Raw genomic sequence first — 20,749 nt, forward strand, 5'->3', positions numbered from 1 at the left:
CTGCTGATCACTCATTAGAGAAATTGATGTTCGACTACAAATTACTTTCGGCACTGGCGGCGGTAGTCGAACAGGCCGGTTTCGAGCGTGCAGCCCAGGTGCTGGGGTTGTCGCAGTCGGCCGTCTCCCAGCGCATCAAGTTGCTCGAGGCGCGGGTCGGCCAGCCCGTGTTGGTACGTGCCACACCGCCCACGCCCACCGAGATCGGCCGCCGCCTGCTCAACCATGTGCAACAGGTGCGTCTGTTGGAGCGCGACCTGCAAAGCCTGGTGCCGGCACTGGATGACGAAGGCCTGCCCGAGCGCTTGCGTATCGCCTTGAATGCCGACAGCCTCGCGACCTGGTGGGCGGCTGCGGTAGGCGATTTCTGCGCCGCGCACCATTTGCTGCTCGACCTGGTGGTGGAAGATCAGACCGTGGGCCTCAAGCGCATGCGCGCCGGCGAGGTGGCGGCCTGTGTCTGCGCCAGTGAACGCCCGGTGGCCGGTGCGCGTAGCGTGTTGCTCGGTGCCATGCGCTATCGGGCGCTGGCCAGCCCGGCGTTCATCGCCCGGCATTTCCCCGACGGCGTGCGGGCCGACCAGTTGGCGCGTACGCCGGCATTGGTGTTCGGCCCGGACGATTTCCTGCAACACCGTTACCTCGCTTCCCTGGGCGTGGAGGGCGGCTTCGAGCATCATCTCTGCCCATCCTCCGAGGGCTTCATTCGTTTGACTGAAGCCGGACTGGGTTGGGGGCTGGTGCCGGAATTGCAGGTGCGCGAAGCGCTGGAGCGGGGCTCGCTGGTGGAGCTGCTTGCCGATAAGCCGATCGATGTGCCGCTGTACTGGCATCATTGGCGCAACGGCGGGCAACTGCTTGCTTCCCTGACGGAACAACTGGTCCGATCCTCGCGGCAGTGGCTGGTGCCTTGGGAGCAGCAATAAGCGTCAAGTCACAACGTGCAGCTTGTAGCTTGAGGCTCGTCACCGCACTTCTTAGGAGCATTAATGAAAATTCTGGTCACCGGCGCGAGCGGCTTCATTGGCGGACGCTTTGCGCGTTTCGCCCTGGAGCAGGGCCTGGAGGTACGGGTCACCGGTCGCCGGGCCGAGAGCGTGGAGCATCTGGTGCGCCGCGGCGCGCAGTTTATCCAGGGGGACCTGGGCGACCCGCTGCTGGCCCGCGACCTGTGCCTGGATGTCGAGGCCGTGGTGCATTGCGCTGGATCGGTTGGGGTCTGGGGGCGCTACCAGGATTTCCATGAGGGCAACGTCCAGGTCACGGAAAACATCGTCGAAGCCTGTCTCAAGCAGAAGGTCCGGCGCCTGGTCCACCTGTCGTCGCCGTCCATCTACTTTGACGGTCGAGATCACCTCGGGTTGACCGAGGAGCAAGTGCCCAAGCGTTTCAAGCATCCTTATGCCGCTACCAAATACCTGGCCGAGCAGAAAGTCTTCGGCGCCCAGGAATTCGGCCTCGAAGTGCTGGCCCTGCGCCCGCGCTTCGTGACCGGCGCCGGCGACATGAGCATTTTCCCGCGCCTGCTGAAAATGCAGCGCAAGGGGCGGCTGGCGATCGTCGGCAACGGTTTGAACAAGGTGGACTTCACCAGTATGCAGAACCTCAACGAAGCGCTGCTCAGCAGCCTGCTGGCCACCGGTTCGGCGTTGGGCAAGGCATATAACATCAGCAACGGTGCCCCGGTGCCGCTGTGGGACGTGATCAATTATGTGATGCGCCAGATGGAGGTCCCGCAGGTCCGGCGTTACCGTTCTTATGGCCTGGCTTATGGCGTCGCCGCCTTGAACGAAGGTCTTTGCAAGCTCTGGCCCGGCCGTCCCGAACCGACGCTGTCGCGCCTGGGCATGCAGGTCATGAACAAGCATTTCACCTTGGACATCAGTCGTGCGCGGCATTATCTGGACTATGATCCGCAGGTCAGCCTGTGGGCTGCCCTCGATGAGTTCTGCGCCTGGTACAAGGGCCAGAATGTCCGCTGATCGGCCCATCCTGAACCGACTGCCGGGTTCGGGGTCAATCGGTGCGGCGGGCGAGGGGGTTATACTCGTCGCATCATGCCATTACCGGTTTCCCAAAGGTTGAACCCATGCCCATGCGTAACGATGCCAACGACGACTTCGACGATATACCGAGCCTGCGGATGCGGGCCGACATTCCCGATGACGATGATTTCCTGCCCAACCGCCAGCAGCCTCACGTGCAAGCGCGCCCTGCGCCCGTGGCCGCGGTCAAGGTCAAGGGACCCAGCACCGGGCCTTTGTGGGCGCTGGTCGGTGCGTTGTTGTGTGCGTTCGGTTTCCTGGCCTGGTGGAGCTTTCAGCAGATTTCCCTGATGGAGCAGCAACTGGTGGCTACGCAGGAAAGCTTCGCCCGGATCAGTGAGGATGCGGCGGGGCGCTTGCAGGACATTTCCGGCAAGGTGGTTGCCGGGCAGTCCAATGTGATGAGCGACAGCGAAGCCTTGAAATTGCAAGTCAAACAGTTGGACAACAAGTTGCAGGAGCAGGCCCGGCAATACGACAGCAAGCTGCAGGAACAGTACAAACTGCTGCAAGGCGCGTTCGGTCCATCCGCCGACCTGGACAAGGAACTGGCCCAACTCATTGCCCAGGCCACTGAACAGCAGAACGCCAATACCCAACTGCAAGCTGCCAACAAGGAGCTCCAAGCCCAGCTCAAGGCGCTGGCGGCTGAAGTTTCCGCTCTGAAAAACCAGGGCGAGGGTGGTGTTCTGGATGCCCAGCTCAAGAGCATTGGTGCCGATATCACTGCGTTGAAGAGGGCCAACTCGAACGCGGAGCAGGACATGATGGTGCTCAAGAGCCAGCAGGAAAACCGCGGCTCCGGCACGGCTGAGTTTGATGCGTTCCGGGGGCAGGTCACTCGTAACATCAATACGCTGCAGGCGCAGATTCAGCATTTGCAGCAGCAGCTTAGTGCTCGGGGGCAGTGAGCTGGGAGTTCGTTCTTACAGAGCGGGGGTTGTGAGAGCGGGTGTATATCCGTTTTTGCGGTAACGGCGGCTGGCGGTTCCGCCCTGACGGCGGGTCACTTTTGGAAGAGCGCCAAAAGTAACCAAAAGCGCTTTGCCCCACCACTCGGCACCTCGCCTCGGCGAGGTGTTCCCTCACTCCGGCATTGCTCCGTGGGCCCGCCGCGAAGGGCCCTCCATGGCCCAGCGCGGCTATCCCGGCCTCCATGCCGGGATGCCCACTGCGCAATGCCTGCGTTCGGCCAGCGTGGTTAACGGGGCGTCAAGATCAAAAGCCAAAGCCAAAGCCAAAGCCAAAGCCAAAGCCAAAGCCTCTGTGCAACTGGGGTGAGGCTATCGCGAGCAAGCTTTGCTCCCACAGGGGATTTCGGGTGTTCATGAATGTTATGTGCACACAAATCGCCTGTGGGAGCAAAGCTTGCTCGCGATGAGGCCAGCCCAGACAACCTAAAACCTGTGGCGAGGGAGCAAGCTCCCTCGCCACAGGGGGGCTTGCTCAGAGGGCTTCAGCCCGCCACCAACACCCGAATCGCCTCCAGGCGCAACGCTGCTTTCTCGAGCATCGCCAGGCCTTGCTCGCGCTGTTGGCGCAGGGCCACCAGTTCGCTGTCGCGTACGGTCGGGTTGACGGCTTGCAGGGCGGTCAGGCGTGCCAGTTCTTCGTCGATGTCGGCGGCCAGGCGACGCTGGGCGTCGGCCACGCGCTCGGCATGACGCGGGGCGACTTTGTCTTCGCCGGCATTGATCCGCGGCGTGAGCTGGTCACGTTGCGCCTGGATGAACTTGTTGGCACTGGTGCGTGGCACGCTTTCGAGCTGGTCGTTCAGCGTTTCGAACGACACCCGGGCGGCCAGGTCGTTGCCGTTGGCGTCCAGCAGGCAGCGCAGGGCGGCCGGCGGCAGGTAGCGGCCCAGTTGCAGCGCGCGCGGGGCGACCACTTCGCTGACATAGAGCAGTTCCAGCAACACGGTGCCGGGCTTGAGCGCCTTGTTCTTGATCAGCGCCACGGCGGTGTTGCCCATCGAGCCGGACAACACCAGGTCCATGCCGCCTTGCACCATCGGGTGTTCCCAGGTGATGAACTGCATGTCTTCGCGCGACAGTGCCTGGTTGCGGTCGTAGGTGATGGTCACGCCTTCGTCGTCGCCCAGCGGGAAACTGGCGTCGAGCATTTTTTCGCTCGGCTTGAGGATCAGCGCGTTGTCCGAATGGTCCTCGCTGTCGATGCCAAAGGCGTCGAACAGGGTTTCCATGTAGATCGGCAGGGCGAACTGGTCGTCCTGCTCAAGGATGGCTTCCACCAACGCGTCGCCTTCACCGGCGCCTCCGGAGTTGAGCTCCAGCAGGCGGTCGCGACCCGTGTGCAGCTCGGCTTCCAGGCGTTCGCGCTCGGCGCGGGCCTCGTCGATCAGTGCTTGCCACTGGCCATCGTCGGCTTCTTCCAGCAAGGGCAGCAGGCGTGGGCCGAACTGATGTTGCAGGGCGTTGCCGGTCGGGCAGGTGTTGAGGAAGGCGTTGAGGGCCTCGTGGTACCACTGGAACAGCCGCGCTTGCGGGCTGGTTTCCAGGTACGGGGCATGCAGCTCGATGGTGTGTTTCTGGCCAATCCGGTCCAGACGACCGATCCGCTGTTCCAGCAGGTCCGGGTGGGACGGCAGGTCGAACAGTACCAGGTGATGGGCGAACTGGAAGTTGCGACCTTCACTGCCGATTTCCGAACAGATCAGTACCTGGGCGCCGAACTCTTCGTCGGCGAAATAGGCCGCGGCACGGTCACGTTCCAGGATGCTCATGCCTTCGTGGAACACCGTGGCCGGGATGCCGGAACGCACGCGCAGGGCGTCTTCCAGGTCCATGGCGGTTTCGGCGTGGGCGCAGATCACCAGCACTTTGGTGCGTTTGAGCATCTTGAGGGTGTCGATCAGCCATTCGACGCGCGGGTCGAAACGCCACCAGCGTTCTTCTTCGCTGGCGTCGGCCTGGGCCTGGAAGCTGACTTCCGGGTACAGCTCGGCGTGATCGCCCAAGGGCAGTTCGAGGTATTCGTCCGGGCACGGCAGCGGATAGGCGTGCAGCTTGCGCTCCGGGAACCCCTGCACGGCGGCACGGGTGTTGCGAAACAGCACGCGACCGGTGCCGTGGCGGTCCAGCAGTTCGCGCACGAGGCGAGCGCTGGCCTCGACATCGCCATCGTTGACGGCGGTCAGCAGTGCTTCACCTTCGTTACCCAGGAAGCCACGGATGGTTTCATGGGCCTTGGGCGAAAGACGGCCCTTGTCCAGAAGCTCCTGCACGGCTTCGGCCACCGGGCGGTAGTTTTCGCTCTCGGCGCGGAAGGCCTTGAGGTCATGGAAGCGGTTCGGGTCCAGCAGGCGCAGGCGCGCGAAGTGGCTGTCCTGGCCCAGTTGCTCCGGGGTCGCGGTGAGCAGCAGCACACCGGGGATCGTCTCGGCCAATTGTTCGACCAGCGCGTATTGCGGGCTGACCTGGTCTTCGTGCCAGACCAGGTGATGGGCTTCGTCGACTACCATCAGGTCCCAACCGGCGGCGAACAGCGCATCCTGGGCCTTTTCGTCGTCCACCAGCCATTCCAGCGCCACCAGGGCCAGTTGCGTGTCTTCGAACGGGTTGCTGGCATCGCTTTCGATGAAACGCTCTTCATCGAACAGCGCGACTTGCAGGTTGAACCGGCGGCGCATTTCCACCAGCCACTGGTGCTGGAGGTTTTCCGGCACCAGGATCAGGATGCGGCTGGCGCGACCGGACAGCAATTGCCGGTGGATGACCAGGCCGGCCTCGATGGTCTTGCCCAGGCCCACTTCGTCTGCCAGCAATACCCGTGGCGCAATGCGATCGGCCACTTCACGGGCGATGTGCAGTTGGTGGGCGATCGGCTGGGCGCGTACGCCGCCCAGGCCCCACAGTGGGGACTGCAACTGGCGGCTGGTGTGTTCCAGGGTGTGGTAACGCAGGGAAAACCAGGCCAGCGGATCGATCTGGCCGGCGAACAGACGGTCGCTGGCCAGGCGGAACTGGATGAAGTTCGACAGCTGGGTTTCCGGCAGGGTGACGACTTCGTTCTGCCCGTTGAGGCCGTGGTAGACCAGCAGCCCATCGATGTCATCGACTTCGCGCACGGTCATTTTCCAGCCTTCGAAATGCGTGATCACATCGCCTGGCGAAAACCGCACGCGGGTGAGGGGCGCATTCCGTAGCGCGTACTGGCGTGTGTCGCCAGTGGCCGGGTAGAGCACGGTCAACAAGCGGCCGTCCTGTGCCAGAACGGTGCCTAAACCCAGCTCGGCTTCGCTGTCACTGATCCAGCGTTGCCCCGGTTGATACTGCTGCGCCATGCTGCCTGACTCCCGCCTTGAAAAAGCCGGCTATCTTAACGGAATGCATCTTCAGACCAAAGGGTTTACGTACGCTCGCGGCGCTCACCGCAGGGAACTTAAGCGCGTTCGACGATCAAACAGGCTCCACACTGCTCAAGTGTAGTAGTGCCAACCGGATCACAAGTTTCGGACCAGCGGTTCAAGCCTTCGCCCCCACCGCCGACAACCTGAGGACAGGAGACCTTTATGTTGCCAACCATGCTCCCTTTGAGCGCCGTACCCATCACCGCTCAACAGGATCCAGTCCGCCAGCGACCGGATATACCGCCCGTGGTCCCGGTGCAGCAAACCTCCAACGAGAGCACCATCGACCTGCAAAAGCGCGATCCGGAGGAATCCGCACTGCTGTTGCGCGAGGAACAGCGTCGCCAGCAGGAGCGCGACAGGCGCCGTCGCGAGGCCGATGAAGATCCCGAGGAGCACCTGGCGGTGCCTGGGACGGAGCTGAATGCCGACAACACCGTGCCGGTGGTGCCGCTGATCGAAGATGAAGCGCGCCGGGGCTTGTGGGTCGATATCAAGATCTGACCCGGGCGCTGGCCGACGTACGCAGGCTGGTCAACGCCAGCGACAGCCCCCATCATGGACGCACCAGCATTCCACGAACTTCGGTGCCGACACGCCATGAGCCAAGACGACAAGCTGATCGACCTCAGCGCCGAACGCGCCAAGCGCGTTCATGACCTCAACGAAAAACGCCTCAACGAAGTCCGCCAGGCTTTCGAGCAAGCCATGCCATTGGGCAAGCCTGGGAAAAAGCCGAAGAACAAACCGAAAAAAAAACGTTGATGGCTTCCCCGATTCATTGACGGCGCTCTCTCGATTCTCCGACGACACCCCCTTATTTGTTGATGCAGATCAGTTTATTCCCCACCTTTACGCCCCGTTGCGGGCGTTATTGACCCCGGTCAATTTTCATCCAGGCCTGATTGGTTAACTTGCACCCATCGCAGCAAGGGCAAGACCAGGAGGCCAGTCATGTTTTTCGATAATGTGGTGTTTGCCGGGGTGTTGACCGTAGGCCTCATGTTTGTATTTTTCGCAGGCTTTGGATTATTCATCTGGAAAGACGCACACAAGCGCAGAAAACCGTAGGTTTTTCCAGCTACAACGAGCACGCAAGGCATTTTGGGCGACTTCGGTCGCCCTTTTTTTTGCTCTTTTTTCAGGCATTGGCCGGACGGGTCACGGCCACGCGTTCGACTGCGAAAGCCGGTCGGTACAGGATGAAGTAATAACACCCCAGGCAAATCAGCCAACAGAACACCGCCGTCCATACGTTGTGGGAAAAGAAATGCGCCCCTTGCATCATCCGCCCCAGGGAAAACACCGTTCCCAACGTGAACGCGAAGACCAAGGCCCGACGGGCCAGGCGTGGGCGCCGGTCGCGCAGGACGAAGAACAGCGCGAACAACGTGAACCCGGTGGCGGCGTGACCACCGGGCCAGCAGCGGCCGGGTTTGTCGGTGGCCGGACGCGGGCTCAGCAGTTCACTGTAGGTTTCCTTGCCGCCGAACTCCTTCAGGCTCCACGGGCACTGCACCGCCGTTACCGCTTTCATCGGGGTGACAAAGGACGTTGCCAGCCCCAGCGATAGCACCAGGCACCCCAGTTCGCGCTTGAAGGGTTTTAAGCGGGTGACGAAAAAGCTACTGATGAAACCGACAATGGCCAACACCGAAAAGGCGATCACCAATTGCTTCGCCCGGTCGTGGAGGATGTTCTCCAGAAAGTAACTGTGATGGCCGATGAAGCCGCCAGCGGCGGGGTCATAGAACATTCGGGCCAGGACCATGTCCAGGTCGGTCCATTCCAGCAAAACCAGAACGAGCGCCACAAGGGCGGGAATCCCGAGGCATAGCCAGAGGTTCAGCGGGCGAGGGCTGGAGCGTACAACACTTGATGACATGACAGGTCCTGGACAAAAACTCGCCCCAGGGCATCAGCCTGGGGCGGTTCGGTTAACGTTCGCTGACTTGGTCGACACCCTCCTTGGGTGCTTTCCAACCAAGCAGCTGTTGCTTGAAGCCATAACTGGCGGTTTGGTAATACGAAATGGTGCGGCGGATCAACGAATCGTCGCGGGTAACCCGGGATTCGCGACTTTCGGTCAGCGCATCGTCATGGCGCCGCAAGCCTTGGCGAGGACTGAGGATCGCCAGGTCCTTGCCATCGAACAGGCCCAGATGCTGGTAGTTGCCGACAACGACACGGGGTGGCAGCGGGTTGTCCTTCAACAGGTCGCGCCCGAAGAACGTCGATTGGTAATCCAGGTTCAGCAAGCCGAGCAAGGTGGGCGCCAGGTCGATCTGGCTGGCGAGTTGGGCGTTTTCTCGCGGCTCGATCAGCTTCGGCGCATAGATGAACAGCGGGATCTGATAATTGCTGATTGGCAGGTCTTCCTTGCCGGCGCTGCCGGCCGTGTGGTCGGCGACGAAGACGAAAATCGTGTTATCGAACCACGGTTTTTGCCGGGCCCGCTCCAGAAACTGACCAATGGCATAGTCGGTGTACTTCACTGCTCCATCCCGGCCATTGCCGGACTTGATGTCGATCCGGTCGTCTGGATACGTATAGGGACGATGGTTGGAGGTGGTCATCAATTGCAGCAGGAAGGGCTGCTGCTTGGTGTAGTTGGCATCGGCCAGTTTCAACGTTTGCTTGTACAGGTCTTCATCGGCCATGCCCCAGGCGTTCTTGAAGTGGATCTCGGATTCGTCGACGCTGCTTTGGTCGACCACGCGATAGCCATTGCCGCTGAAGAAGGCGTTCATGTTATCGAAGTAGCCGCGTCCGCCGTAGACGAACACGCTGTCATAGCCGACCGAGCTCAATTGCTGGCCCAGGCTGGCGAAGCCGCTTTCCCGACCGATGCGCTTGACGATCGAACGGCCCGGGGTTGGCGGGATCGCCAGGGTGATGGCTTCCAGGCCACGGTCGGTGCGGGTGCCGGTGGCGTAGAAATTATTGAAGTACAGGCTCTGTTTGCGCAAGGTATCCAGATTGGGCGTCAGGTTGCGCGTGTCACCGTTGCTGCCCATGTATTTGGCACTGAAGCTTTCGATGGTCACCAGCACGATGTTGGGCTTACGAACCTGGCCTGGGTTATCGATCATGCGCCGGATATCTTGCGGGTCTTCACCGATGAAACGGCTGGACGGTTCGTTGAGTTCCGCGCGGATCTGCCGGGCCACAGCCTCAGGGGGCAGGTTGCCGTAGAACTGACCGTAGTCCAGCTCGTTGTTACGGAACGCGGCGAAGAACTGATAAGGGCCGTTGCTCGCCAGTTCGTTCTGATAGACGTTGCCGCCTTGGGTGCGCGGTGCGTCCTGGCTGAGCAACTGCAGGCTCAGGCCCGCGACGGCCAGCAGGCCCAGCGCATTGAACAGGCGCCCCCGTCCGGACGGCAACGGCGCTGCCAGCGCGGCATCGAACGGTTTGCGCAGGGCCAGGCTCACACCCATTGCCAGCACGGCAAAAGTCGTCAGCAGGGTGCCGATCGGGTACGACTCCAGCACGTTGTTGAGCACTTCATCCGAGTACACCAGGTAGTCGACGGCAATGAAGTTGAAGCGCACGCCAAACTCATCCCAGAACAACCATTCGGCGACCGCGGTGAAGAGCATGGCGTACACGCTGAAGGTCAGCAGTGTGCGAAGAAACCAGCGGTGACCACGCCGGTGCCATAAGGCCGGCGGACATAGCAACAAGTACAGGCCCATCGGCAAGATCGCATAGGCGAGGAAACCCAAGTCATACAGCAGGCCAATACCGAACAGGCTAAATGCACCGCCACCGGCCTCATCCAGATGAGTCAGCAACAAGATTGTCCGGGTCAACAAGAACACCACCAGCCAGGTGCCGCTGACCAACAGCAGAAAGCGCATGGGCGCCGTTTTTATAAAGTCCATTTACTACTTTCCTTATATTTCAATCCGATAGCGCGAAAGTGTTGCTACTTCACTGTAGTCAGGTTGTGAATCGATAGTGAAAAACTCATTAAACGAGGTATGGGGCCACGTCATTGTTTCGGCGTCGCTTGCAGCCCTAGCCCTGAATCGGTATAGGCCGTAAGCTGCGCGGGCCACGACGGCCGTTCACCGTGTACGCAGGAGGTGCCCATGCGCATTCTATTGGTTGAAGACAACCGTGACATTCTGGCCAACCTGGCCGATTACCTGGGGCTCAAGGGGTATACCGTCGATTGTGCCCAGGACGGTTTGTCGGGGTTGCACCTGGCCGCGACCGAACACTACGACCTGATCGTGCTGGACATCATGCTCCCGGGTATCGATGGCTACACCTTGTGCAAGCGCCTGCGCGAAGACGCCCGGCGGGATACGCCGGTGATCATGCTCACCGCCCGGGATCAACTGGACGATCGCCTGCAAGGCTTCAAGTCCGGTGCCGACGATTACCTGATCAAGCCTTTTGCCCTGTCGGAGCTGGCGGCGCGGATCGAAGCGGTCATGCGTCGGGCCCAGGGCGGCGGTCGACGTGCCTTGCAGGTCGGCGACCTGAGTTACGACCTCGACACCCTGGAAGTGACCCGTGATGGCAAGCTGCTCAAACTCAATCCGGTGGGCCTGAAGTTGCTGGCGGTACTGATGCAGAAAAGCCCCCACGTGCTGCGCCGGGAGATCCTCGAGGAAGCCTTGTGGGGCGATGATTGCCCGGACAGCGACAGCCTGCGCAGCCATGTCCATCAACTGCGCCAAGTGATCGACAAACCGTTCGACAAGCCGTTGCTGCACACCGTGCACGGTGTGGGTTATCGCTTGGCCGAGGGACGCGATGGAGTTTAAGCAGAGCCTTGCCCAACGGATCATCATCGCCTTTGCACTGATGAGTGCGCTGGTGGCCGGGGCGTTCGCCCTGGGCATCGTGGCGACGGTGCACCTGGTGGAGGAGAAACTGATCTCCGCCGGGCTGGGTGGCGACCTGCAACGCTTGCTGCTGATGGACAGCGTTTCGGACTGGAACCATCGGCCGGAACCCGACCAGCTGTTTTATTTCAGCGGCGGCCCGGGTGACTTCGAGTTGCCCAAGGACCTGCGCCATCTGGAGCGTGGTTTCCACGAGGTATTTCGCGAGCAGTTGTCTTATCACGCCATGGTCGAGATCGTCGACGGCCGGCGCTATGTGCTCTTGCAGGACCAGAGTGACTTCGAAGAACGCGAACGTGTGCTGTTCGCCGTGGTGCTGGTGGGCTTCGTGCTCAGCCTGGCGCTGGCGGTGTTCCTGGGTTGGGTCCTGGCACGTCGGGTGATGGCCCCGGTGGTGCGCCTGGCCCGGCAAGTGCGTCATCGTGACCAGCTCCTCGGGCTCGCCCCGCCGCTGGCTCCGGATTATGCCGCCGATGAGGTGGGTGAGTTGGCGGTGGCGTTCGATGCGACGCTGGGGCGCTTGCGCCAGGCGTTGACCCGTGAACGTTTGTTTACCAGCGACGTGAGCCATGAATTGCGCACCCCATTGATGGTCCTGGCGACTTCTTGCGAATTGCTGCTGGAAAACCCGGCGCTGGACCCGCGTGGGCGTTCCCAGGTTGAGCGCATCAACCGGGCCGTTGAAGAGATGCGCGAACTGGTACAGACCTTCCTGATGCTCGCCAGGGCCCAGCGCGATGATAACGGCATGGCGCCTCGACTGACGTTGGGCCAAGTGGCTGAAAACCTGCTCGGGATGTGGCGCGCGCCCATCGAGACCAAAGGCCTGACATTGATTTTCGAACCGGGTCAAACCGCTGATACACCGTATAACGCGACGTTCCTGACGGCGGTGATGGGCAACCTGCTGCGCAACGCCTTGCACTACACCGACCAGGGCTTTATCCGTCTGTCGCTGACAGACAGTGGATTCGTGGTCGAGGACAGCGGCGTGGGCATCCCTGAAGAGAAGCGTGAGGCCATGTTCGAGCCGTTCGTGCGTGGTAACGAAAAGCGCGGCGAAGGGCTGGGGCTGGGGCTGTCGCTGGTGCAGCGGATCTGCGAAAACCAGGGCTGGACGGTAAGCCTGAGCACGATGGAGCCCAACGGTTGTCGTTTTGAGGTTGAGCTGAATCCTGAGGGCTTGGAAAAATCCTGAAATATTTGCTTTGTTTGTGTGACAAAGTTTTCACAAATAGATGACATGCCACTTCATAAGGTGGGGCTGATCAGAATTGGAGCCCCACAATGTCTAAACCCGTCAAGCTCGATTTTTCCGAAAAATATGACGAGCAGCATGCCAAGCGGTACTTCCACAAGCACCGCAACGGCCTGAGTCGTCGCCTGTCCAACCTGCGAGACCAGCAATTGGCCCGCCGCGCATTGGCGCTGGTCGGTGATCCGGGCCTGGTGCTGGACCTGCCCTGCGGTGCCGGGCGTTTCTGGTCCATGCTGGCCGAAAAGCCGAACCGGGTCATCATCGGGGCGGACAATTCCGAAGCCATGATCCAGACCGCGTTGCAATCGCAACCCGCCGATGTCGTAAAACGGGTACAACCCTTGCACACTTCTGCGTTCGACATTGCCTTGCCCGATAACGCCGTCGACAGCATTTTTTGCATGCGTTTGTTGCATCACATAGGCGAACCCGCGCACCGACTGGCGATCCTGAAGGAATTCGAACGGGTCAGCCGTGACAGTGTGATCGTTTCATTGTGGGTCGATGGCAATTTCAAGGCCTGGAAACGCAAGCGCACGGAGCGCACCCGGGGTCATCAAAAGTATCAGAATCGATTTGTGTTACCGGTCGCCACAGTAGAAGAGGAGTTCCGGCAGGCTGGGTTCCGCATTCAGGAACGACTGGATTTCCTGCCGCTCTATGCCATGTGGCGAGTTTATGTATTGCGCAAGAGGTAACAGCATGGTTGTGCAGGTAGCCGAAACATCGGGAATTTCCCAAGACAGCTTCGAACACTTCTGGAGCCTGCGGGGTGAATGGGTGGAAGAGCCGAATGTGCGTCGCGGTGGCGAAAGCGGCGTACAACGGATCACCGGAAGACATGGCGAACTGCTTTATGCCAAGCGTCAGACGGGACATATTTATCGGAGTGCGCTGCACCCGTTCGGTCGACCCACCGTGTTGCGTGAGCAAGACGCACTCGTGGCGCTGACCCGACTCGATGTCCACGTCCCCCGGCTGGTTTTCTGCGGCGCACAACGAGACCCGGTTCACCAGTGGCGCGCGCTGCTGGTGACCCAGGCGCTTGAAGGTTTCGAGGAAATCGAGCATTGGTATGCCGGCGGCGGACGCGAACGCCATGGTGAAGCAGTGCATGACCAACTCCTCCAGGCATTGGCCGAGAACCTGGCGCGCATGCACAGGGGGCGTTGGCAACATGGCTGCCTCTACATCAAGCATGTGTTCGTGCGGGTGACCGGAGAAGGCGCGATGGCCAAGGTCGAAGTGGCGTTGCTGGATTTCGAGAAGTGTCGCCAGCGGCTGACCGCCCGGCGTGCGGCCTCCCATGACATGAAGCAACTGCGGCGCCATTCGTCGTTCAGCGACGTTGATTGGAAGAAACTCGTCTATTTTCATGAGACGGCGTTTGGCAGCGCTATCAAAGGTTTGTAGCGATGAAACTAGAAATTGCTAGAGGTTTGTTTTTAGCGGGAGCCCTGGCAGTTGCATCGATGGCGGTGGCTGTGTGGGAGCAGCCACGCTCGCAGATCCTCGGTGTTTCCAGTACGGACGAACATTGTCCTTTGCCCCATGTGGCCAAGGCCAGTGAAGCGGTTCGACCGGATAACGACCTGTTGCTGCTCATGTTCAGCCTTTCCCAGGGGATGAGGCCGCAGAGTTGAATGTCAGAAGCAAAACAAAGGCCTCGCACATGCGAGGCCTTTGTTTTTCCAAACACCCTCAGGCTTTGTCCGGCCTGGCCAGCATCGTGTAGATGCAAGGCAGCACGAACAACGTGAACAGCGTGCCAATCGACATGCCCGTGGCGATTACCGTGCCGATGTCGAAGCGGCTCACCGCGCCTGCACCGGTGGCGAAAATCAGGGGCACCATGCCGAACACCATCGCCGCGGTGGTCATCAACACCGGTCGCAGGCGAATCGAGGCGGCTTGTTCCACGGCTTCGCGCGGCGTCAGGCCCTGTTCCTTACGTAACTGGTTGGCGAACTCGACGATCAGGATCCCGTGCTTGCTGATCAGGCCGATCAGCGTCACCAGCCCTACCTGGGTGTAGATGTTCATGCTTGACCAACCGAGGAACAGCGGGATCAATGCGCCGCAGATGGACAATGGCACTGTCACCAGGATCACCAACGGGTCCCGGAAGCTTTCGAATTGAGCCGCCAGTACCAGGAAGATGATCGCCAGCGCCAGGGCGAAGGTCACCCACAGCGCACTGCCTTCCTGAACGAACTGACGCGACGCGCCGGCGTAATCGAAGGCGAACCCTACCGGTGCTTCTTCACGGGCAATCTGGCGGACAGTCTCGATCGCCTCGCCCATGCTTACGGTGGGAAAGCCCGAGATCGTCACCGCGTTGAGTTGCTGGAACTGGTTCAGTTGCCGCGGCCGCGCCCGGTCGCTGACCTTGATCAAGGTCGACAGTGGTAGCGATTCGCCCTTGGTGTTTTTCACGTAGTAGTTGTTCAACCAGTCGGGGTTGTCCCGGAACGGCCGTTCAACCTGGGCAATGACCTTGTAGCTGCGTCCCTCGAGGGTGAAGCGGTTGATCTCGGATTCACCTAGCAGGGTTGCCAGGGTGCCGCCCAGGTCTTGCATCGAAACGCCCATCTGGGCGGCCTTGGCGCGATCGATATCCACCACGACTTCGGGTTTGTCGAAGGCCAGGTCGATGTCCATGAAGGCGAATTTTCCGGATTCCAACGCGCGCTTCTTGACCCGCTCGGCGATCTCCAGCAGCGTCGCATAGTCCTTCGGTGCGTTGATGACAAACGCGAATGGCAAACCTTCGCCAGTGCCCGGCAGCGAGGGCAGGTTGAAGCCGAAGATCTGCAGGCCGGGAATGCTCTCCAGCTTGCCCTGGACCTCGGGCAGGATTTCCATCTGGGTGCGGCTGCGTTCGTTCCAGGGCTTGAGCAAAAAGCCGCCGATGCCCGACTGCACGCCGTTGTAGCCGTTGATCTGGAAGGAGGAGTAGTACTCCGGGAACTCCTTGAAGATGGTAAGGAAATGATCGGTGTAGGCGTTCAGGTAGTCGAGGTTGGTCGTCTTCGGGGCGTTGGCCATCATGAAGATGATGCCCTGGTCCTCATCGGGGGCCAGTTCGGACTTGGTGAACATGATCAGCACCGGAATCAGCAGCAGTACGATCACGGCAAACACCAGCACCACCGGCCGGGTGTTGAGGGTGCCGTGGAGCAGGCGCTGGTAACGGGTCTTCAAGCGCTCGAAGACCACGTCCAGTCGATGGGCGAGCCCTGAGGGATTCTCATCGTGGCGCAGGAGCATGGCGCACATCATGGGCGAGAGGGTCAGGGCAACGATCCCGGAGATCACCACCGCGCCCGCCAGCGTTAATGCGAACTCCTTGAACAACGCTCCCGTCAGCCCCTCGAGCAGGCCGATCGGCGCGTACACCGCCGCCAGGGTGATGGTCATCGAGACCACCGGCATGGCAATTTCCCGGGCACCTTCTATCGCGGCCTCGAGCGGGCTCTTGCCTTCCTCGATGTGTCGATGAATGTTCTCCACCACCACGATGGCATCGTCCACCACCAGGCCGATGGCGAGCACCATCGCCAGCAGTGTCAGGAGGTTCATCGAATACCCCATCAACTGCATGAAGAACATCACGCCGATCATCGACAGCGGGATGGTGACCACCGGGATGACCACCGAGCGCAGGGCGCCGAGGAACAGGAACACCACCACGATGACGATCAGCACCGCCTCGAACAGGGTTTTCACCACCTCGTCGATGGAGGCCTGGATGAACAGGGTGGCGTCATAGGCGATCTCGGCCTTGAGGTTGGCCGGGAGCTGGGCCTCCATGTCCGGCATGATCTTGCGCACTTCCTTGATCACATCCAACGGGTTCGCGCCCGGATTGGCCTTGATCCCGATGTACACCGAGGGCGTGCCGCCGAAGGAACTGATGGTGTCGTAGTTCTCCGCGCCCATTTCCACCCGGGCCACGTCGCGCAGCAACACGCGGCTGTCGCCGTCGGTCTTGAGCGGGATCGCGGCGAAGGCCTCGGCGGATTTGAGTTCGGTGTTGGCGTTGATGCTGGTGACCACATACTCGCCTTTCACTTCACCCGCAGCGGAGAGGAAGTTGTGCTGGCGCACGGCATCGGTCACGTCGGCGGCGCTCAGGCCGAAACCGGCGAGCTTGACCGGGTCCAGCCACAGGCGCATGGCGAAGACCTGGTTACCGAGAATCTCCGCCTCGGCCATGCCTGGCAGGGTCGCCAGTTTGGGCTGGATCACCCGTGACAGGTAGTCGGTGATCTGCGGGTTGCTCAGCTCCTTGCTGAAGAAGCTGATGTACATCAGCGCCGAGGCATCGGCGGCCTCGCGGCTGAGCACCGGGTCCTCGGCGTCCTGGGGCAACTGGTTCTTGACCTCGTTGGCCTTGGCCAGCAGTTCGGTAAAGAGCCGGTCGCTGTTGGAGCCGATGCGGGCATAGACCGAGATCACCGAGAAGTTCTGGCGACTGACGGAGGTCATGTAGTCGATGCCCTCGGCGCTGGCCAGGCTCTGCTGCATCGGTTGGGTGATGTAGCTCTGGATGGTCTCGGCGTTGGCTCCGGGGTAGGCGGTGGTCACCGTGATCAGGGCGTTTTCCATCTGCGGATACTGACGCAGGGGCAACTTGTTCCAGGCCTGGAAGCCCAGCAGCACGATCAGCAGGCTGACCACGGTGGCGAGCACCGGACGGCGGATGAACGGATCGGTAAAAGCCATGAGGGTTCCTTGATCAGTCCGCGCGGGGCGGGCTGTTCTGTTCGGTCAGGGTCTTGTCGTCGCTGATGGCGATAGGCGTACCGTTATCGAGCTTGATCTGGCCGGCGACCACGACCTGTTCGCCGCTCTGCACGCCTTTGGAGACCAGTACCTTGCCGTCGCGTCGCTCACCGGTTTCAACGAAACGCCGTTCGGCGATCAGCAATGGCTGGCCCTTGTCGTCTTTCTCGACCTTGCCGTCGGCGGCTTTCTTCTGGCTCACCACGTACATGGAGTTGCCGTAAAGGGTATAGGTCACGGCGCTTTCCGGTACGACGATGGCGTCAGCCACATCCGGCAGGATCACCTGCAGGTTGGCGAACATGCCGGGCAACAGCTTGCCGTCGGGGTTGGCCAGGGTGGCGCGCACCAGGACGTTGCGGGTGGTGTCCTCGACCTTGGGATTGATGGCGCTGATACGGCCGACGAAGACTTGCCCGGGGTAGGCCGAGACACTGACGTCGACCGGCTGGGCAACGGCGAGCCTGGGCACGGTTTGCTCAGGGACGTAGAAGTCCACATAGAGGCTGCTGAGATCCTGGAGGGTGGCGATCACCGTGCCGCTGGCCAGATAGTCGCCGACGTCCACCTGGCGAATGCCGATGGTGCCGCTGAACGGCGCCAGGATGCGTTTCTTGGCCAGCGAAGCCTTGAGTTGGTTGACCGTGGCCTGGTTCTTTTTCAGTTGCGCCGAGAGCCGGTCGAACTCGCCCTTGGAGATCGCCTGGCTGCCCACCAATTGCCGACCACGGCCGAAATCCAGTTGTGACAAACCAAGGTCGGCCTCGGCGGTTTCCAGCAAGGCGCTTTCGACGTCACTGTCCAGTTCCAGCAGCGGCTGGCCGGCCTTGACCTTCTGCCCGGACTGGAACTCCAGCTTCTGAACGGTCCCGGCAATCTCCAGACTCAGGTTCACGCCTTGCAGCGCCTTGAGGCTGCCAACGGTGGGCAGGCGCGTCTGCCAGGGCTGCTGGACAGCCGTGGCCACGGCGACACTGATCGGCGGCTTGGGTGCGGAGAACATCTGGATCTGCTGGTAGATAGAGAAAGCCTTGTAGCCAGCGAGCATTAGCACCGCCAGCAATACAACACCCAACATGATCAGCATGCGGCGTCGCAGCATGTTCCACTTCCTTGGAAAAGAGCTGAGAGAAATACGGATAGGCGGGCACATTACTCCGAGTGTGCACGCTATTCCAGATGCGGGCGGGCGGGTGGTACGTGGGACTTTTCTGAAAATGCAGGGAGCTCGGCGCCATCGGGCTTCGCTCCCGGGTGTCAGGCCAGATGCAAATGGTTGTCCCAGAGCCCTGCCGGCAGATCCAGTGGCTTTGCCATCACTTGCGGCTGCCGACAGTCGTAATAACGGCAGCGTCCCTGGCCGGAGGTGACGACGAAACCGTCGGCCACCGCACCCACGCCGGCGCAGTCGGGCAGTGGTGCATCCAGGCGGACTTCGCCACTGTCCAGGTTCCAGATGAACAGGCGATTGCCACGGGGAGCGGTCAGCGCGACCAGGCGCAGACCGCTGTGTACCGCAACGCTGGCGGTGTAGTGCCCCATGGCCTGCAATTGATACTCGGGCACCGGGAATGCCTTGAACGGTTGGCCCGGTCGCTTGATCGCCAGCAACTCCGACGACTCGTGGGCGTCGCCCATGAACTGCTGGCCAGACACGATGGTGCCGTCGCTGGCGATGCCCAGGTGGCGCACGCTGTTCATCGACTGGGCAAGGGTTTCCTTGCTCAGCAACGTGCCGTCGCGCTGCATCAGGACCAGGCTGGGTTCCATGGCGTCGAGGTTCATTTCGATCCGGCTTTCGGCCTCGGTGCGAATGCCACCGTTGGCCACCACCAGCGTCTCGCCGTCGGGCATCCAGGACACCTGGTGTGGGCCTATGCCGTGGGTGGAAATCTCGCCGCTGTGCACCAGCCGCTCGCCTTCGAAACGGTACACACCCAACAGGCCACGTCCCGGATCGGTGGTGTCGTTCTCGGTGGCGTACAGCCATTCGCCGCTTTTATGAATCACTGCATGGCCATAGAAGTGCCGGTTCGGCAACGACGTGAGGGTTTGCAGCAGGGCGCCGTTACGCAGGTCGATCAGGTAGCTTTCGGTGCCTGGGCGACGGGCGACGAACAGCGCGATGGGTTGGGTCGGATGGTTGACGATGTCATGGCAACGCTGGCCGACCTGGGTGGCGAACGCCCGCGTACCGTCCAGCCGATAGCCCACGGCATAGTGCTTGCCGTCGCCGTCGTCCCGTGCCGAAAGCAACAGCGGTCCCTTGTCCTTTTGCTTGAACAGCGTCCAGCCGCCCAGGGTGACGGCGCCGAGCAGCAAGCTGCCCAGTGCCAGAGCCTGACGTCGAAACATGATCAGTCACCGTCGTTGGCATTGAAGCCCAGTTGGATGCCCAGCGCCTTGGCCAGTTCGCCTTCGTGCAGGCGATGGACGACGTTGAGGCTGTCGTACAAGTCGTTGAGTTGCTGACGCCCGGCGTCGTCGTTGAGCATTTCGGTCAGCGAGCGCTGGCTGCTGGCGAACAGTTTCAGCGAGGCATCGTAGGCAGCGTCGATCTTGTCGGCCAGCGGTTTTTGCTCGCTGGGCAACAGGCCGCGCAGGCCTTTGTTATCCACACCCACCCAGACGGTTCGTGCCGCGCTCAGGCTGGCCTCCAGGCCTTGCAATGAGGACTGGCTGCGCCAGGCATCGGCCTGGAACGGTTGGGGCACACCCTTGCTCTGCCGGCCCATCGGCGTGCCGAGTTTTTTCTTCAGGGTGTCGATGGCGGTGACCTGGACCCGCAGCAGGTCGGCGATCGCTTCGTGGGAATCGGCGTAGCGCTGGTTCGGGAACTTGCTCATCTGGGCGAGCATGCCGTCGTTGGTGTTCCAGCGTGACAGGATCTCTTCGGCCAGTTGTTTCTGGCGTTCGCCGATGGCGACCAGCAAGGGGCAGTATTTGGCTTTTTGCGCACTGTCGGCCATGTCGATCCTGGCGTCGAACAGCAGGTACTCGTAGGCGGAAAGGCCCTGGACCACGACGCTGGATTTGGCCAGGCCGGCGGCGTCGATCTGCGGCTCGCTGTTGACCAGTTGCTCGACCTGGCGACCCACCAGGTTTTTCTTGTCCGGCCAGAACTGCACTTGCCAGGCGCGATTGCCCTCGGCCAGCGGGCCGATCAGCAAAGGTTGCAGTTCAGCCCAGGCTTTTTGCGCCTTGAGGAAGTCGGCGCGGGCGGTTTCCAGGTTTTCCTTGCCTTGGCAGAACGCCAGGGCGCTGGTGGCCAGTTGTCGGTCGGCATCGACCCAGCGGCTATAGGTCGGCAGGATCACTTGCTTGGCGATGGCGGCCGAAGTGACCGCTTGCGGGTCCTGGGGCGAGCAGGCGCCGAGGGCGAGGGCGGCGAGGCTGGTGAACAACAGCTTGGGACGGAACATGTCGG

18 protein-coding genes are annotated in these 20,749 nt (G+C 61.3%); 11 read left to right on the plus strand and 7 right to left on the minus strand.

Translation table 11 applies throughout. The features are described from left to right. The first annotated feature begins 26 nt into the window (after positions 1 to 26). The 3 genes from N4Q37_RS08650 to N4Q37_RS08660 all read left to right on the plus strand — a co-directional run bounded on the left by N4Q37_RS08650 (position 27) and on the right by N4Q37_RS08660 (position 2,956). Positions 27 to 926 (plus strand): LysR family transcriptional regulator ArgP, encoded by a 900-nt coding sequence (locus N4Q37_RS08650; protein ID WP_260956946.1) that lies wholly within the window; start codon positions 27 to 29, stop codon positions 924 to 926. A 63-nt stretch (positions 927 to 989) separates the two neighbouring features. Further along, positions 990 to 1,982, plus strand: coding sequence for an NAD-dependent epimerase/dehydratase family protein (locus N4Q37_RS08655; RefSeq protein WP_260956948.1), 993 nt, complete (start codon positions 990 to 992; stop codon positions 1,980 to 1,982). Positions 1,983 to 2,089: 107 nt separating this feature from the next. After that, complete coding sequence (locus N4Q37_RS08660; protein ID WP_260956950.1) at positions 2,090 to 2,956, plus strand: ATPase; 867 nt, start codon at positions 2,090 to 2,092, stop codon at positions 2,954 to 2,956. Between the two features lie 545 nt (positions 2,957 to 3,501). Here the strand turns inward: N4Q37_RS08660 and rapA are convergent. After that, positions 3,502 to 6,348: an RNA polymerase-associated protein RapA gene (gene rapA / locus N4Q37_RS08665; RefSeq protein WP_260956952.1), complete on the minus strand. Its 2,847-nt coding sequence runs from the start codon at positions 6,346 to 6,348 to the stop codon at positions 3,502 to 3,504. Between the two features lie 228 nt (positions 6,349 to 6,576). Here rapA and N4Q37_RS08670 point away from each other — a divergent pair, with 228 nt between their 5' ends. The 3 genes from N4Q37_RS08670 (at position 6,577) to ccoM (ending at position 7,485) form a co-directional block, all read left to right on the plus strand. Next, a complete protein-coding gene (locus N4Q37_RS08670; protein WP_260956954.1) occupies positions 6,577 to 6,918 on the plus strand; it encodes an aspartate-semialdehyde dehydrogenase in 342 nt (113 codons plus the stop codon). Positions 6,919 to 7,014: 96 nt separating this feature from the next. Further along, on the plus strand, positions 7,015 to 7,179 hold the full coding sequence (locus tag N4Q37_RS08675) for a hypothetical protein (protein WP_260956956.1): 165 nt from the start codon (positions 7,015 to 7,017) through the stop codon (positions 7,177 to 7,179). Between the two features lie 189 nt (positions 7,180 to 7,368). Continuing rightward, positions 7,369 to 7,485: a cytochrome c oxidase subunit CcoM gene (gene ccoM, locus N4Q37_RS27695; protein ID WP_285229303.1), complete on the plus strand. Its 117-nt coding sequence runs from the start codon at positions 7,369 to 7,371 to the stop codon at positions 7,483 to 7,485. 70 nt (positions 7,486 to 7,555) lie between these two features. On the opposite strand, the gene N4Q37_RS08680 is transcribed toward ccoM, so the two are convergent. Beyond that, positions 7,556 to 8,299, minus strand: coding sequence for a phosphatase PAP2 family protein (locus N4Q37_RS08680; RefSeq protein WP_260956957.1), 744 nt, complete (start codon positions 8,297 to 8,299; stop codon positions 7,556 to 7,558). Between the two features lie 52 nt (positions 8,300 to 8,351). Then, positions 8,352 to 10,301: an LTA synthase family protein gene (locus tag N4Q37_RS08685; protein WP_260956958.1), complete on the minus strand. Its 1,950-nt coding sequence runs from the start codon at positions 10,299 to 10,301 to the stop codon at positions 8,352 to 8,354. Positions 10,302 to 10,511: 210 nt separating this feature from the next. On the opposite strand from N4Q37_RS08685, the gene colR reads away from it, so the two are divergent. The 5 genes from colR (at position 10,512) to N4Q37_RS08710 (ending at position 14,177) form a co-directional block, all read left to right on the plus strand. Continuing rightward, a complete protein-coding gene (colR, locus tag N4Q37_RS08690; protein WP_260956959.1) occupies positions 10,512 to 11,195 on the plus strand; it encodes a two-component system response regulator ColR in 684 nt (227 codons plus the stop codon). Beyond that, complete coding sequence (locus tag N4Q37_RS08695; protein WP_260956961.1) at positions 11,185 to 12,474, plus strand: sensor histidine kinase; 1,290 nt, start codon at positions 11,185 to 11,187, stop codon at positions 12,472 to 12,474. Before colR ends, N4Q37_RS08695 begins: the two co-directional genes overlap by 11 nt. Before the next feature lie 89 nt (positions 12,475 to 12,563). After that, positions 12,564 to 13,232, plus strand: a complete 669-nt coding sequence (locus tag N4Q37_RS08700; protein ID WP_260956963.1) for a class I SAM-dependent methyltransferase — start codon at positions 12,564 to 12,566, stop codon at positions 13,230 to 13,232. A gap of 4 nt (positions 13,233 to 13,236) precedes the next feature. Then, positions 13,237 to 13,947: a lipopolysaccharide kinase InaA family protein gene (locus N4Q37_RS08705; RefSeq protein WP_260956965.1), complete on the plus strand. Its 711-nt coding sequence runs from the start codon at positions 13,237 to 13,239 to the stop codon at positions 13,945 to 13,947. Between the two features lie 2 nt (positions 13,948 to 13,949). Next, positions 13,950 to 14,177 carry a hypothetical protein gene (locus N4Q37_RS08710; protein WP_260956966.1) on the plus strand — a complete coding sequence of 76 codons (228 nt, stop codon included), beginning with the start codon at positions 13,950 to 13,952 and terminating at the stop codon, positions 14,175 to 14,177. A 58-nt stretch (positions 14,178 to 14,235) separates the two neighbouring features. Here N4Q37_RS08710 and N4Q37_RS08715 read toward each other — a convergent pair whose 3' ends face one another. The 4 genes from N4Q37_RS08715 to N4Q37_RS08730 all read right to left on the minus strand — a co-directional run bounded on the left by N4Q37_RS08715 (position 14,236) and on the right by N4Q37_RS08730 (position 20,744). Continuing rightward, positions 14,236 to 17,262 carry a multidrug efflux RND transporter permease subunit gene (locus tag N4Q37_RS08715; protein ID WP_260956968.1) on the minus strand — a complete coding sequence of 1,009 codons (3,027 nt, stop codon included), beginning with the start codon at positions 17,260 to 17,262 and terminating at the stop codon, positions 14,236 to 14,238. Between the two features lie 13 nt (positions 17,263 to 17,275). Beyond that, the gene (locus tag N4Q37_RS08720; RefSeq protein ID WP_260956970.1) at positions 17,276 to 18,424 is read right to left on the minus strand and encodes an efflux RND transporter periplasmic adaptor subunit; all 1,149 of its coding nucleotides are present in this window, start codon (positions 18,422 to 18,424) and stop codon (positions 17,276 to 17,278) included. A gap of 155 nt (positions 18,425 to 18,579) precedes the next feature. Beyond that, positions 18,580 to 19,677, minus strand: a complete 1,098-nt coding sequence (locus N4Q37_RS08725; RefSeq protein WP_260956972.1) for a DUF1513 domain-containing protein — start codon at positions 19,675 to 19,677, stop codon at positions 18,580 to 18,582. A gap of 2 nt (positions 19,678 to 19,679) precedes the next feature. Further along, positions 19,680 to 20,744: an imelysin family protein gene (locus tag N4Q37_RS08730; RefSeq protein WP_260956974.1), complete on the minus strand. Its 1,065-nt coding sequence runs from the start codon at positions 20,742 to 20,744 to the stop codon at positions 19,680 to 19,682. Positions 20,745 to 20,749: the final 5 nt, after the last annotated feature.

Source organism: Pseudomonas citri, from assembly GCF_025336485.1.
GTDB lineage: Bacteria > Pseudomonadota > Gammaproteobacteria > Pseudomonadales > Pseudomonadaceae > Aquipseudomonas > Aquipseudomonas citri.